Source organism: Ensifer sp. Root954 (assembly GCF_001429005.1).
Lineage (GTDB): Bacteria > Pseudomonadota > Alphaproteobacteria > Rhizobiales > Rhizobiaceae > Ensifer > Ensifer adhaerens.
The window spans coordinates 43,287-57,091 of sequence record NZ_LMJM01000013.1 but is presented as its reverse complement, the minus strand read 5'-3'; the positions used below and the strand labels follow the sequence as shown (position 1 = coordinate 57,091).

Annotated in this window: 15 protein-coding genes and 2 pseudogenes; 11 read left to right on the top strand and 6 right to left on the bottom strand. The window is 59.0% G+C overall.

Translation table 11 applies throughout. The features are described from left to right. Positions 1 to 292: 292 nt before the first annotated feature. On the bottom strand, positions 293 to 964 hold the full coding sequence (locus tag ASE71_RS07315; RefSeq protein ID WP_060520502.1) for a CBS domain-containing protein: 672 nt from the start codon (positions 962 to 964) through the stop codon (positions 293 to 295). Positions 965 to 1,731: 767 nt separating this feature from the next. On the opposite strand from ASE71_RS07315, the gene ASE71_RS07310 reads away from it, so the two are divergent. The 4 genes from ASE71_RS07310 (at position 1,732) to ASE71_RS07295 (ending at position 3,044) form a co-directional block, all read left to right on the top strand. Continuing rightward, a complete protein-coding gene (locus ASE71_RS07310; protein ID WP_034806062.1) occupies positions 1,732 to 1,941 on the top strand; it encodes a cold-shock protein in 210 nt (69 codons plus the stop codon). Between the two features lie 119 nt (positions 1,942 to 2,060). Next, positions 2,061 to 2,285, top strand: a complete 225-nt coding sequence (locus ASE71_RS07305) for a hypothetical protein (protein ID WP_034806064.1) — start codon at positions 2,061 to 2,063, stop codon at positions 2,283 to 2,285. Between the two features lie 29 nt (positions 2,286 to 2,314). Then, positions 2,315 to 2,695, top strand: a complete 381-nt coding sequence (locus tag ASE71_RS07300) for a DUF6481 family protein (RefSeq protein ID WP_034806060.1) — start codon at positions 2,315 to 2,317, stop codon at positions 2,693 to 2,695. A gap of 73 nt (positions 2,696 to 2,768) precedes the next feature. Further along, entirely contained in the window at positions 2,769 to 3,044 is a 276-nt protein-coding gene (locus ASE71_RS07295) for a hypothetical protein (RefSeq protein ID WP_034799791.1), read from the top strand. Between the two features lie 55 nt (positions 3,045 to 3,099). Here the strand turns inward: ASE71_RS07295 and ASE71_RS07290 are convergent, their stop codons facing one another. Beyond that, on the bottom strand, positions 3,100 to 4,266 hold the full coding sequence (locus ASE71_RS07290) for a hypothetical protein (RefSeq protein ID WP_244496927.1): 1,167 nt from the start codon (positions 4,264 to 4,266) through the stop codon (positions 3,100 to 3,102). A gap of 652 nt (positions 4,267 to 4,918) precedes the next feature. On the opposite strand from ASE71_RS07290, the pseudogene ASE71_RS07285 reads away from it, so the two are divergent. Next, a pseudogene (locus ASE71_RS07285) lies at positions 4,919 to 5,172 on the top strand (type II toxin-antitoxin system Phd/YefM family antitoxin). Then, positions 5,172 to 5,579: a type II toxin-antitoxin system VapC family toxin gene (locus ASE71_RS07280; RefSeq protein WP_060520501.1), complete on the top strand. Its 408-nt coding sequence runs from the start codon at positions 5,172 to 5,174 to the stop codon at positions 5,577 to 5,579. The pseudogene ASE71_RS07285 and the gene ASE71_RS07280 overlap by 1 nt, the downstream one beginning before the upstream one ends. A 314-nt stretch (positions 5,580 to 5,893) precedes the next feature. Here ASE71_RS07280 and ASE71_RS07275 read toward each other — a convergent pair whose 3' ends face one another. Both ASE71_RS07275 and ASE71_RS07270 read right to left on the bottom strand, forming a co-directional pair. Next, positions 5,894 to 7,003, bottom strand: a complete 1,110-nt coding sequence (locus tag ASE71_RS07275; RefSeq protein ID WP_060520500.1) for a flavin-containing monooxygenase — start codon at positions 7,001 to 7,003, stop codon at positions 5,894 to 5,896. A 410-nt stretch (positions 7,004 to 7,413) separates the two neighbouring features. Then, positions 7,414 to 8,334 carry a LysR substrate-binding domain-containing protein gene (locus ASE71_RS07270; RefSeq protein WP_060520499.1) on the bottom strand — a complete coding sequence of 307 codons (921 nt, stop codon included), beginning with the start codon at positions 8,332 to 8,334 and terminating at the stop codon, positions 7,414 to 7,416. Positions 8,335 to 8,455: 121 nt separating this feature from the next. On the opposite strand from ASE71_RS07270, the gene ASE71_RS07265 reads away from it, so the two are divergent. The 3 genes from ASE71_RS07265 to ASE71_RS07255 are packed head-to-tail and all read left to right on the top strand — an operon-like array spanning position 8,456 to position 10,920. Further along, positions 8,456 to 8,935, top strand: coding sequence for a RidA family protein (locus tag ASE71_RS07265; protein ID WP_060520498.1), 480 nt, complete (start codon positions 8,456 to 8,458; stop codon positions 8,933 to 8,935). Further along, positions 8,929 to 10,122 (top strand): aminotransferase class V-fold PLP-dependent enzyme, encoded by a 1,194-nt coding sequence (locus ASE71_RS07260; protein ID WP_244496929.1) that lies wholly within the window; start codon positions 8,929 to 8,931, stop codon positions 10,120 to 10,122. The genes ASE71_RS07265 and ASE71_RS07260 overlap by 7 nt, the downstream gene beginning before the upstream one ends. A 15-nt stretch (positions 10,123 to 10,137) precedes the next feature. Next, a complete protein-coding gene (locus tag ASE71_RS07255) occupies positions 10,138 to 10,920 on the top strand; it encodes an SDR family oxidoreductase (protein ID WP_060520497.1) in 783 nt (260 codons plus the stop codon). A 78-nt stretch (positions 10,921 to 10,998) separates the two neighbouring features. Here ASE71_RS07255 and ASE71_RS36850 read toward each other — a convergent pair. Further along, positions 10,999 to 11,517, bottom strand: a pseudogene (locus tag ASE71_RS36850) (NAD(P)H-dependent oxidoreductase); the annotation flags it as partial. Between the two features lie 112 nt (positions 11,518 to 11,629). Beyond that, positions 11,630 to 12,100, bottom strand: a complete 471-nt coding sequence (locus ASE71_RS36845; protein WP_244496930.1) for a DUF6438 domain-containing protein — start codon at positions 12,098 to 12,100, stop codon at positions 11,630 to 11,632. Between the two features lie 272 nt (positions 12,101 to 12,372). Between ASE71_RS36845 and ASE71_RS07240 the strand changes: the two genes are divergently transcribed. Both ASE71_RS07240 and ASE71_RS07235 read left to right on the top strand, forming a co-directional pair. Then, the gene (locus ASE71_RS07240; RefSeq protein WP_034799802.1) at positions 12,373 to 12,690 is read left to right on the top strand and encodes a hypothetical protein; all 318 of its coding nucleotides are present in this window, start codon (positions 12,373 to 12,375) and stop codon (positions 12,688 to 12,690) included. Positions 12,691 to 13,051: 361 nt separating this feature from the next. Further along, a complete protein-coding gene (locus ASE71_RS07235) occupies positions 13,052 to 13,462 on the top strand; it encodes a hypothetical protein (protein WP_060520496.1) in 411 nt (136 codons plus the stop codon). The last annotated feature ends 343 nt before the right edge of the window (positions 13,463 to 13,805 follow it).

Here is a 13,805-nt window from a genome sequence, read left to right as displayed (position 1 = left end):
CCCGACCGACAGATAGTTCGAAGCGCGCCAATAGGCGTCCATCAGGCGGAGTTCGTCGGCCGATAACGGTGCTGCTGATTTTCCGGATGCCGTCTCTTTCATCGATGCTGTTTCAGGCGAAACCATCTGAGCCTCCCGATCGATAAGACATGTGCTTGAAACCTTTGCCGGTCTGCTGTCGCTCGCCGCAGTCATCCGTCCGTTGCAAGGCCGCCATTTCGGCAACGACACGGCCTATTTGTGCGGTTCACAGTCTGCGGGTGGAGGAGACGCGCCGCCGCAGAGTCTCGGATCAGGGCTGTTGCAGATCCGATTCAGCGTAATGCTCGACCACACCCCGGACGCCGCGAACGCTTTCGGCAAGAATCCGCGCGGCCCTTCTGCAATCCTTCGTATCGACATGGCCCCAGAGATGCACGATGCCATCGGACACCGCGACCTTTATGACCAGGCCTTCAAGCCCGGTGTTTTCGTTAAGGCGGACGAGAATGCTGCGCTGGATGGCTTCGTCGCCAGCCGCTGTCTCGTCCTGACTGGCTGTGACGATTGCCTGCAAAAGGTCTGCGCGGCTGACGACCCCGACAAGGCGGCCATCCTTCAAGACAGGAATGCGCTTGATGCTGCGTTCCTGCATCAGCACTGCGACGCGCTCGACAGACGCGTTCTCGTCGATCGTGACAGGATCGGCGGTCATGGCGTCACCAACCCTCCAGGAGGACCGGCGCACATAGGCGCTGGCCCGTTCATCCTCGGCCTCGGTCGGATCGGCAACCGGAATGCCGCCGCCAAGTTCGGTCCGGCGAATGAGATCGCCTTCACTGATGACACCCACCAGGGCTCCATCATTGTCGACCACGGGAAGGCCGCTGATACGATTGTCGAGCATGATCCGGGCTGCCTGCCGGACGCCGTTGTCAGGAGACAGCTTGACGACTGACGTCGTCATTACATCTTTGACACGCATGTCGATCCCGCTCCAAAAGGACTTGGCACCGTCACCAGCGGGCATAAGGTAAACCTATCATGGCAGTTCGACAACCTGTTGGTTTCTCGAGGGTCGTTCTTGTACCCCGCTTCAACCGGCCCCTCATTCTACCTGGTTCGGATCTGGGGCCTTTTGTTTCGTCGTCCAGTGGCTTCAGTTCTCGATTAGGGGCCGACACGCCCGATCCCGCGCGGATCCCTCTCTCGGGTTTATGTGAGCGTATGGTGGCAAACGGATCGCCACCCGCAGAACGGCCCAATGCTGCTATCGGGAGGGGGGCGAGCACGCGCGGCCGTACTGACAAGGGTGGCGAGCGGCGGGATGACCATCGAGGCCGAGGCGATCCCCGAGAGAGTGCCAGAACGACAGGCCGAGTTTCCGGTACATTTTCATCAGCCCAGGCACGGTGTCGCGTGCGATAACACGCTTGATGCGTCGGCGTGCCATCAATTATTGTCCCACCGTGACCGCAGACGCTGTCGCACGGCCGGTGCAAGCGCGCCTTCGCTCGCGCCACGATGATATGAGTACAATCACAGGGTGAATACTGCATCTTGGAAAACTAATCGTTGACGCGCCAATCCAAGTCACTTATAGATGCGGCATCGATCTTTTGCTTGCCGAGCTTTGTCTACCGCGCGATTGGCACCGCGCTTTAAGCGAACTTCCCTTTCAAAAACAGTCGGTTTCCACCTGCTTAGCATAGGCTGAGCGGTCCCTCACTCTATGCTTTGAAAGGGTTCATCATGACCACAGGCACAGTAAAATGGTTCAACTCCACCAAGGGCTTCGGCTTCATCCAGCCTGATAACGGTGGCGCAGACGCGTTCGTGCACATCTCCGCCGTCGAGCGCGCTGGAATGCGCGAACTCGTCGAAGGGCAAAAGATCGGCTTCGAGCTCGAGCGCGACAATAAGTCGGGCAAGATGTCTGCTACCAATCTGCAGTCTGCCTAAAATTGAGATTTGCTTCCCTTTGACCACGGATGTACTGGCATTGCCGGAAGCAGTTTCAACAAGGCCGGGCGTTTCGCCTGGCCTTTTTTGTTCGCGACGCCGAACTAGTTGAGGTTCCAATGATAGAAGCACATAGCAAATCCCGTCAGCAGGCGGAAATCGCCTTCATGAAAGTCCAGACGCAGTTCTTCTCCAAAAACAACGCGATGGAAGAGGTGGAATCCGTTGCTCAGGCCCGGGATGCCAAGACTCTCCGGCTTCGAGAGGAACGCCTTGCAAAGGAGTTGGCCGACCGCTTGTCGGCGACACGCAACCTCATCGCCAAACGCGCCAACACACGCTGATCTCTGACGCACTTACTATTGGGATACGAATGAAGAACGCCGGAAAAAACGACATCTCCGACCGCCGAGCCGCATCGGCAGACGCCAAAGCTGCTCTCTTGAACGCCTACCGAGCGGCAAGGACTGCAGCAGAACCAGGGAGGATGGCAAGGCAGGCCGAGCGCGAAGCCCTTTCCACCGCTCGTGAAGAGCGGCGCGTTGAACGCGAGCGTCTGAAGCTTGAGGAACAAAAGCGTATCGAGACCGAGGCGACAGAGCGGCAGGCAGCCGTTGAGGCGGCAGCAGTCGCCGAAACCGAAGCGCGGGCGATCGCCGAAAACGCGCGTATAGCGCGGGTGATCGAAGATGAGGCGGTGCGAAAGGCCAACCGCGACAGGCGCTATGCCAATCGCAAGGCAAGACAAGGATAATTTTTCCGTTGCGCCGTTACCCGACAGCATGGCGATGTCATGCTCGGGACACTCAATACGAAAGGGAACGCCGATGGCACCGGATGCGAATGAACTCCAGGCGATCAACACGTCGTGGCAAATCGCAATCCAAGAAATCCTGCGCATGGTTATACGGGACATGTACCATGCCGGCGGCGAGGCAAATTTCAAGGCGCACATCAAACGCATCGAAGAGGCCGCCGTCGACAGCATCTACACCGATCTAAGGCTTCGAGGGACCAATGAGTGGACCGAGGTGCTCGTCAAGGAACGGGCGAGCAATTTCGTAACCACCTTGCTGACGTCCTTTACGTACGACCGAGCCTGACTGGATGCATACGCTCGCTGCGATCAGCGATTTCACGTTGCTTCATCAACGCCGACTAGTCGCCAGGCTGGGCGGCCCTCACCGTCATCTCATCCCAAAGCAATGATGCTGTCCGTGCGAACGCGCTGTAACCGGCTTCAAACGGATGGCCGTCTCTTTCAGGATAAAGGCGCTGCCCGGCAACGATCGCATCCTGCAGGGCATCGGCGGTTGCGGCAAGCGCGCTTCGATACGGCAAACCGAGCTCCTTTGCGGTCTCGCGAATCTTGTCTTCAAGCGCAACCTGACGTTCAACGCTGAGGACAAATTCCGGCGTAGCTGACGCCAGCCGGTCATGGCGACGCAGGCATTCGAAGATTACGCGTTCTTTCGATGGAATGAGCAGAATGCCCACCCGCCCCGGCCGCTGCTGTGCCCAATCGGCCGCAAACCGCTGGAAGTCGCTGAACATTGCTGCGGTTTCGGGTGACGCCAGATCCGCCATGCGGCCGTGGTCGTCGACATAGCGCTTCAGGACGGAAGGGCATCCGTCCGGAAATGTGTAGTATTCGGATGTTTCATCATCGCCCGGTTTGAACAGTCGAGCGTAAAGAGTCTTTAGTCGTTCCCCGATCTCATGGTGATAGACACTCAGGATCGCGACATTCTCGACAAGCTTCGTCTTGAGGCTCGCGGATTGCTCGGCACACTGCCAATAACCTCCCGCGTCACCGAACAGGGCCTGCAGATGAAGCCGCCTCTGCTCTGAGAGCCAGAAGTCGGAACGGGCATTCTTGATATCACAGGCGGAAAAGACGACTGCGAAGTCGTTGGCAGGGAATACGGCGACAATGTTGCCTTTCGCGCCCGCGGCCAAAGCATCGTGCACGATGGCGTGATAGGTGTAGATACCGTAGCTCCCAACGCCGAAGTTGTACGTGCGTTCGCCCGTCATTGCCGCGAAAGCAGCCGGCCAAGAATGCGCGCTATCAACGTTGTTGCCATAGGTCATCGAATCGCCGATCGCCGCGACCTGAAAGTCATGACCTGCTCCAGGTGGATCCCGGAAGCCGGCCTTGTCTACGTCGCCGAGTGCCGGATCGAGGCGATAGCCATATTTCTCGTCGATGCTCTTGTGCGTCCGTGTGCCGATCGGAAACGGCGTAAACATACGCAGCATTGCTTCCCCGGCACCGAGCGCCACCGTGAGCGAGATCAACAGCAGCATCATGTTCTTCAGCATGTCCCCTCCCTCTCATACCCGATGCGAAATCGATCCGGCATAGTTGCCGGTCGCAGCCGCGCAGTCCCCCACATGCCTGCCGCGCGGCGGTCCGAGCGATCCCGTCAGGTTGCGGTGGCTTCCCGCGAATGTCGGAAAGGTCCACGAGAGGAAAGTCAGCCGGAAAAATTCCCCACCGACAGCGTAGGCAAGCCATAAACGTCCATTGAAGGAATGCGAGTTATGTCGCCTCCAACAAGCAAATTTATATGCGCAATAACTAATATTAATCTATCATGCGTTTGACCGTCCCGCCATTAGCCCGGATGGAGGATGAACTGCGCGAGCCGTCTTCGGTCAGGCAAGAGCAAGGCTCGGGCTCGCGTTGCCTGCCCCGAGCGACGCCGGCGACCCAGGTGCGAAGGGCCTGGGTTGACAAACCCTAGTTGCTGCGCTGTTCCCGTTCCGGGCCAAAATGATTGCGTAATGTGCACCATTCATTTCCGACAAAAGGAAGATCTGGCCAAATTTGCTCAGCAAGTTCGGTGTCCCATGCAAGTCCTGCGAGTGAGCTCGCGTGGCGTTGCGGGCAGAGGTCTATCGATCGCGCTTTTCCCCGTTAAATCGCGAGCGATAGGATAGCTAGACAGTCTAGCCAACTTGGAGTGGAGCTATGGAATGGCAACTGCAGGACGCCAAGAACCAATTCTCGAAGGTGGTGCAGAAGGCCCGCCACGAGGGACCGCAGATTGTGACGCTGCGGGGGAGCGCAGCGCCGTTGTACTGTCCGCTCATGACTACGACGCCCTACGGGCTGGCCGGCCGACGTTGGTCGATGACCTGCTTGGCGCTCCCGCTTGGGACGACCAACTCGCTGATGCGGTGAATGTACGCATCAAGACGCCGAGCCGAGATGTGGCCTTCTGATTTACCTGGTTGACACAAACATTGTGTCAGAGGCGCGACGTGGCACGTCGCAGGCGGTGTACTGGCTGCGCTCTGTCGATCCGCTCAGCATCCACCTGAGCGCGCTCACCCTCGGCCAAATCATGCGCGGCATTGCCCTGAAACAGAGGTCGGATCCGAAGACTGCAGCACACCTCACCGAATGGCTGCGCAAGCTGCGCCACGACCATGGCGACCGCATTTTGCCTATAACAGACCAAATCGCGGTCGAATGGGGCCGCATCGCGGCAATCCGCCCCCGCGGTGATATTGACGGGTTGATCGCCGCGACCGCGATCGTCCACGATCTCGTCCTTGTCACGCGCAACTTCAAGGATTTCGAAGACACAGATGCCTCCGTAATCAATCCTTGGGAAACGTCGGCGTGAGCCGCCCGGCGCGACGGACACCCTTTCTCGAGGATAGTTTTTCGGACCAACTGTTCGCCGGGGCTTGGATCTTGCGGTATGCAATTGATTGAGCCTCCGCAGTGAGCGGAGGCTCAATCACGGTCGTTATTGCGACGCGCTCGCGTTGCATGGCGATGCCGAGCCTAGCCTAGCCTTGGATTTTCCCATTACGAGAACCTTATTGTAGGTCGGCGGCGATGACACGCTGGTCGGCGTCCGGGTAGCGACCACCCCTATGCTCCATGTTTGGGGCGCGCGCGGACGAAGCCCCCATCGCTGAAACTTTGACGCAATCACTTTGTGCTGCTCCGCCGCTCGATATCCGCGCTCACCGCGGCCGCCTCTCGACCGATCTCCCTGAGCAGGCCGGTGACCGGATTGTGGAAACCGACGAGATAAAGGCCGAGCGCGGCGGCTTGGCGAGTGACGCCGCTCTTGCCGGGCCGCAATGCCGCCGGCAGGAACTTCTCGAAACTCGGCCGGTAGCCGGTCGCGAGGATGACGCTGTCGAACTCCGCATGCCTGCCGGAAACGAAAGTGGCACCGCGCTCGGTGAAACGCTTGATGTCTGATGCCACTTTGATGTCGCCGGATTTGATCGCTCTCACCGTGCCGACATCGATGACCGGGATGCGTCCGGCGTTGATCTGCTCAAGAATGCCCTGCTTCGGCCTGGCGATGCCGTATTTTTCGAGCTTACCTAGCGCGAGGTCGAGGATGGTGGGGAACAACCGGTCGTTCACAGCTCGCGGCAGCGGTTGGGTTGCGATGGCGATGATCTGGATCGGCACGCCGAACAGCTGGCGCGGCACGATGTGGATGCCGTTTCGTACCGACAGCGTCGGGCGGGCGCTGCACTCGGCAAGGTCGAGCGCAATCTCAGCGCCGGTGTTACCCATACCGACAACCAGAACCGACTGGCCGGCGAAGGGCGCGGCTTCAGTGTAGTCAGCGCTGTGCAGCCGCCTGCCCTTGAAGGCCTCGATTTCGGGCAGGCTGGGAACGAAGGGCTCCGCATTGTTGCCGCTGGCGATCACGACGTGGCCTGCGCAGAATGTCTCCGTTCCGGTCTCGACCAGGTAGCCGCCGTCCTTGCGGCGGATGGACTTGACCGTCTCGCCGAAGCGCGGTCGTAGCTCGAAGCGCTCGGCATAAGCGTCGAGATAGGCGACCATCTTCTCGCGCGGCACATAGCGCGGATAGTCCTTGGGGAATGGCATGTGCGGCAGCGCGGAGAACGCCTTCACCGTATGAAGGTGCAGCCGCCCGTAGTGGCGTCGCCAGGCGGGGGCGATCTCATGCGCCATTTCGAGGATGACGAAATCCAGCCCCGCCCGTCTTAGGCAGGCGCCGACCGCAAGGCCGGCCGGCCCGGCTCCGACAATGACGACATAAGTATCCACTCGATGGTCGCTCCCAGAATGGAGCCTAATTCGACAGGGGTCGGCGGACAAGTGGGCGGGGCGCTGTCTCCCCTTGTACTCCGCCTGTATTGCCCGGGTTGCGTTTCCATGCCTTCGGCGAGAATGTTTTTTGGGGCGGGAGCGGCCGAGCGGTCGTTGCAGCCCCAATTAGACGGATTTCATTTTCCACGCCAAAGGAAAAGTGAGGAGAGACCGAAAGCCTCACGATCTGATCGCACAATGTATCGACTGGAAGGTGCCTCACTGGGGTAGAGCCGGGTCTGCCACTCTATGGGGAACAAGTGCTACTTCCTCGGTGTTGAGGTTCTAGCTTGTGCAGAAATACTTGGTGGCGCGCGTCCAGAGGTATCCGCCGGTAAATCTTACCGTTGCGACGACGATTGCATCGATCAAAAAATGGGGCCGGACGTTCTCTGCGCCGATAGGGTCATCTCATTTTTCAACCAGGCGACAAACGCCTCTATCGCTTCGAGTTTCTTCGAGAGCGGGTCGAAGGCTGCCCAGTATGCAGCTTTCTGTGAGCTCAACGAAGCCGACAAGGGCCTAACCAGGCGCCCCGCCCGAATATGCTCCCGAACAAGAAGGCCTCGCCCCATGGCGACACCCTGACCATCAAGAGCAGCTTGCAATACAATGTTGTAGTCAGTCAGCCGGGTCTGTTTGGCCCTCTCAAGCGGAAATCCGGCTGCCTCCGACCACAGCTGCCACTCGAGGCCGCTCTTGGCCTGTAATATCTCTTGGTTGAGTAGGTCTAGCGGGGATTGAAACTGGGATCCGTCTCCGTATAGGGCCGGGCTCAACACCGGAGACAAATCTTCGTTTGCGAGGTGCACGCAGGACTGTTTGCTCCCGCCAAAATCGCCAAATCGGATCGCGATATCCGCTTCGCCGCGCCCGACATCGACAATGCGCAGGGTCGGATCCAATTCGAGTTCGATCGCCGGGTAGCTCTTGAGGAAACTGCCAAGTCTGTTGACCAGCCAGTTGGCGGCGAAAGAGGGAAGCAGGCTCACACGCAAGCTGGTCTGCCCGGATCGCGAGCGCACCCTCGCGGTGCCCTCCGACAGCACAGTGAAGGCCTCGTCGACGGTGGCAAGAAACATTGTGCCTGCCTCGGTCAGCTCAATGCTTTTACTCTTGCGACGAAAGAGTGGAGTACCGAGAGCACTCTCGAGCTGCTTGATGTGGTGGCTCACCGCGCTTTGCGTAATGAGCAGTTCCTCGCCGGCCAATCGAAAGCTCCCTCGGTTTGCTACCACCTGGAAGACCCTGGCCGCGGAAAGGGGTGGGAGGAACGGGGAACTGCGCAATGCCGATGCCTCGCGGATCAATGACGGCTGACATTAACGAATTCGATCGCAGGGCGCAAAGCTTTGAATTGGCGGGCTCCTCGGATTTCTTTCATGAAGCAAGAAAGAAAAGGAGAAAACGATGACGATTTCCATCCGTGACCAACTGGTTACTCTTGGCCTGGAACTTCCCGCGCCGACGTCTCCGGCTGCGAATTACATTTCGGTGGTCCACACGAGCAACCTGTTGTTCATTTCCGGTCAGATCAGCAAGGCGCCGGCCGGTGAGATCATTGCAGGCACCCTGGGTGCGGACATATCTCACGAGCAGGGGGTGCAAGCGGCGCGCATCGCAGCCCTTAATCTTCTCGGACAGATCGCTTCCAATACAGACGGCTCGCTTTCGTCTGTCCGTCGCATCGTGAAGCTTGGCGTATTCGTCGCGGCAACGAGCGAGTTCAAGGATCACTCGAAGGTTGCAAACGGTGCCTCCGATCTGATGGTTGCGGTGTTCGGCGAAGCCGGGCAGCACACGAGGGCCGCCATTGGTGTCAGTTCGCTTCCCTCGGGGGCAGCCGTCGAGATCGATGCGGTTGTTGAACTGGAGGAGACCAGGTGCTGACCGACGCAATAATCGACGGCCTGCGCAACGACACACCCGGCTGCGCCCAGCGAAGTCACTTCAATCACGCCGGAGCTTCGCTCCCACCGAGGCGGGTCACCGAAGCGATTGTCGGACACTTGATGCTGGAATCGACGCGAGGTCCGATGGAAGCTGCCGCACTGGTTGCGGACGAGTTTGCGATACTTCGTACCAATGCTGCCAAGTTCATCGGCGCCGACGAAGGCGAGGTTGCCTTCGGTGGATCGGGGTCTGCCCTTTGGGGGAGCGTGTTTGCCGCGTTGCCACAGCTGAGGTCGGGCGAGCGCATTCTCATTGGGCGACAGGAATGGGGCGGTAATGTCGCATCGATGCAGCGTGCGGCAAGCCATGGGGCAAGTATCGAGACCATTCCCTGCGCGGAAGACGGCAGTGTCGATCCGAACGCTCTTTCCGCAATGATCGACGACAAGGTGCGCATGATCTCGCTAACATGGCTTCCCGCCAACGGGGGACTGATAAACGACGCCGAAGCCATCGGGCGGGTCGCCAACGCGGCTCGCATCCCATACTTCGTGGATGCCGGGCAGGCACTTGGTCAACTCCCAATCGACGTGTCGAGGATAGGTTGCGATGTTCTCAAGGCGGCCGGCAGGAAATACGTTAGAGGGCCGCGCGGAACGGCTCTCGTTTACGTTCGCTCCAATTTCCTTGAGAAGCTCGATCCCGGTTTCGTTGATGTGAGCTCCGGCCCTCTCGTGAATGGAAAAGTCGAGCTGAGGAAAGACGCTCGTCTATTCGAAACGTCCGAAGCGCCTATATCACTGCTCCTGGGGCTCGGCGAAGCGATCGCGCTGGCTTCGGAGTTGGGTGTCGAGGCAATCCAAGCCCGCATTGCCCGACTGGCAACCCGGCTTCGGGAAGGGTTGAAACGTATTCCGGCGGTTGAGGTGCGCGATCTCGGGGAGAAACAGTCGGGCCTTGTTTCTTTCACCGTGGAGGGAATTTCGGCATCGGTTGTGAGAAGCAAGCTAGCCGAGAAGAGTATCTCAATCGGAGCAAACGGCGTACCCTACACGCCCTTCGACATGACCGCGCGCGGACTGCAGGAGATAGCTCGAGCCTCGGTCAGTTATTTCAATACTGCGGGAGAGGTCGATGGCCTCGTCCACGCGGTTGAGCAAATCGCAAAAGATGTGATCCAATAGAAGGACGGAACCACGATGGATTTGGGAATAAGCGGTAAGCGCGCGATCGTCTGCGCGAGCTCGAAAGGGCTGGGCAGAGGCGTGGCGCAGAAGCTCGCAGAGGCGGGCGTGATCGTTACCCTGAACGGTCGTAACCGGGACACGCTGGAGGCCACCGCGAGGGAGCTTCGCGAGCTGACAAGTGCCGAAGTCTATGCCGTGGCAGCGGACGTGACGACCGTAGAAGGACGGCTAGAGCTTCTCGAAGCGGAACCGAAAGCCGACATCCTCGTCACCAACGCAGGGGGACCGCCGCCTGGGCTCTGGTCTGATTGGGAGACGAATGAATGGTTGAACGCACTGAACGCCAACATGCTGACCCCGATCTTGCTGATGAAAGCGGTTCTGCCCGGTATGATCGATAGGAGCTGGGGGCGCGTCGTCAACATCACCTCCGCCTCGGTAAAGTCACCGATCCCGGAGTTGGGCCTGTCCAACGCATCGCGCAGCGGACTGACCGGTTTTGTGGCAGGGACGGCAAGGCAAGTCGCGAAACATGGCGTAACGATCAACAACCTCCTACCGGGGTCACATGAGACTGATCGTGTAGCCGTGCTTCTCCAGCGACGGGCAGAAGTGAAGGGCATCTCAATCGACCAGGCGCGGCAGGAGGCGCATGCGGAGAATCCGACCGGGCGCTTCGGCACGATTGAGGAGTTCGGCGCTGCCGCGGCATTTCTTTGCAGCCAGTACGCAGGCTATATTGTCGGCCAGAATATTCTGCTCGACGGTGGCGCTTTCAGGTCGACGCTTGCTTAAGTTCCAACGTCTCACGGCATCGCGGACCTCATTTCCGTGTCAGAGGGTATTCGAATATTATCGAATACCCTTTGATGATCAGATCGACTTGAGTTTGACGCGCTGTTCCGGCTTCTCCGCGTCTTCCTTGCGCTCGCTGTATCGGTCGACGAGATAGGCCGACGCGTCAGCAGCGTGAATTTCATCAGCTCCTCGCAGAGGTCGACAACGCGGTCGTAGTGGGACGATGGCTTCATACGCCCATTTCCGTCGTACTCCTGATAGGCCTTGGCGACTGACGTTTGGGGATCGTGATCATGCGCATCCAGCGGCCGGGCAGCCGGAGGGTATTGATGGCATCGAAGGACTGAGAACCACCCGACTTGCATGACCGCAAGGGACTTCCCCTGCGTCGCACAGATCGAGCCGACGGACAGCGGGATGCAGTCGATCTGCGCCTTCATGATCCTGGGGCGCTCCGGGCTGCCCCAGACCTGGCCCTCCGACCATGCCGAAAGTTCCCGGCGTTCCTGGACCTTCGGATGGCGCACGGGTGCATCATCCGGAAGCGGTAAGCCGGAGGGATCAGATGAAGCACACCTCAGCCCCGAAATGCTCCCAAGTACCCCCAGTGCGCTAAGGAGGCGGAAGGCGACGGCTCTTGCTTTTCAACCCACAAGCGTCCCAGCGATTAACTCTAAGGCCCTGGTCGTAAGTCGCCCTCAGAGCCTCACTTTGCTGGACGATCCCAGGCTCCATCCTCAAGACGGCGATCCTCGATCAGTTTCCCCACCTGAAGCAAATCGGGCGCATCCGCAAGCGTCCGCGCCAAAGCATCGTTCCGCGGATCCCTGCAGCCGAAATTGAAGACAAGCTGGTCAGAACGTCCGACCTCGATCCACGTCACCGAGACTGAAGCATGATCCGTGGCAAACTGTCTGCACCGCGCATGCCCCACGGTAATGGTCTCCGCTCCTTGTAGCCGATGCGGTGCGAGTGCCGACTGAAAGGTGGACCATTCCTTTGGCGTGATCGAGAAAGGCTGTTCGCCATGAACGCTTGTAAAGCGCCGGCCCTCGAACATACCCCCGCTGGCGCTCACCTGGAAACGGTAAACTGGGCACTCGCCGAGACATGGTTTGCGTTCGACAATGATGCTCGGCGTCTGGCTTTGCTCCACCAGCAGCGCTGCCGCAGCCATTATAATCTTCGCAACCAGAATCATATCGTGCACCCTTTCAGGACCCTGGGCCGGTCGTCAGGTCCGCTCAACACGTGTGTCACGGGTCAGCATCTTTTGCGTGTCAAGAAGTCAACCTCAACCAACACGCAGTCCCAGTCAACGCCCTTTTGTGGCTGACAATCTTGACCTGTATCCGGGCGGGTCACGCGTCTGCCCTTAGCGAGGGGCCGGTCGGTTGGAACAAAACTCCCAAGGTACTGTTTACCTACAAATATGCAGGAGGATCAAACATGGCCGATATCGGGCTGCCTATTCCGAAGGCGATCGTCGATCCCACTAAAGATTTCGTGGGCATTCCGGCACAGCAGAGAAACACTGCTAAGGAAATCAATCGACTTAGAAAGCAGGTGCGTCGCTTGCAGACGCGTGTTGAGAACATGGGCATAGTGGCAATTCGTCCGAGGCGAAGGACGTATCGACTGGTAGGCGCGGCTGTAACCATTGCCTTTGCGGGGCTTTCATGGGCCCTTTGGAGATCACGCGATACGGCGACTTTTCGTCGAATAATATCGGTCGCGCTTCCGTTTCGCGATCCCGGCAACTTCTGACCTCTCGCCCCAAGGCCGGTTTTTCAAGCCAGGATCGCCCCCCGTCGGGAAGCGGCGACCGAGGACGCGCCAATCAGCTCCATTCCGGGGAATATCGATGGAACTCGGCCCGGGTCCGCGGGGATAATCGGGGCTCGCCGATCTCCCCAAGAGTCTCGCCGTCGCATGCGAAACGAATGTAGGCTGGCTTGGCGAAGGCGAACAGCTTTCTTGCCAATTCAGCGGTCGACAGCGGTGAGCAAGGTTACCGCGCGACGTTTGGAAGCCGACGGGTTGACGGCTCAGTGGATCGGTCGTCCAAACCCTCTGTTAAATCTCTGCCGCTAGTCTGTTTCAAAAGGGGATACGGAAAGGCATTTTGATGAGAGGCGCGGCGCCGGTGATGTATCAGCACTTCCTGAACAAGCAAGAGTCCTTCATGTACGATCGGGAAACCAACTTCCCGATGGAGGACACGCGGAACGATGCGCGCATCGAATACACTGAGAAGGGCATGACGCAACTGAGCTCTCGTCGCTGCGAGATCATCAAGCTTTCGAAAAGCGGCGCCCTGATCAGCATCCTCACGCAGTACACGCTGCCACAGAATTTCTACCTGGACATCCCGAGCGCCCGCATCCAGATGGTCGGCTGCCTGACAAAGCGGGTGCATGCTAACAACATTATCGAAGCGCGGTTCCTGCGCATGCTGACGGACCGCGACCTCAATCGCATCTTCGTCTACAGCACCCATCCGAACCACCGCAATCGCACGCTCGACATTTACCGCTAGAAAGCAAATCACCGGCGCCGCCGCCAACGCAGCGCCTGCGGTAGCGACCACCAGGCCGATCCCAAAAGAGAGCGGCTATGTCCCTCAAGGCGCCGAGTGACTGGGCAGATCCCATCAAGCACCTTGACGGTCTGCGAGCACATTGACGGACAAGGCAGCTCGGTAGGTTGCTTGGCCATAGCATCGGCAGTGCTTAACCACCGCGCCGCCGGCAGAGGATATTCTTCACACGAAACACCTGCCATCGGACAGGCGGGACCTGTCCTTGGAGGAACAACAATCCGGCGCGGGGGTTTTCGACTCCAGTGCAAGGAATTTCCTGATGGGATGGATTGAGGTCGAT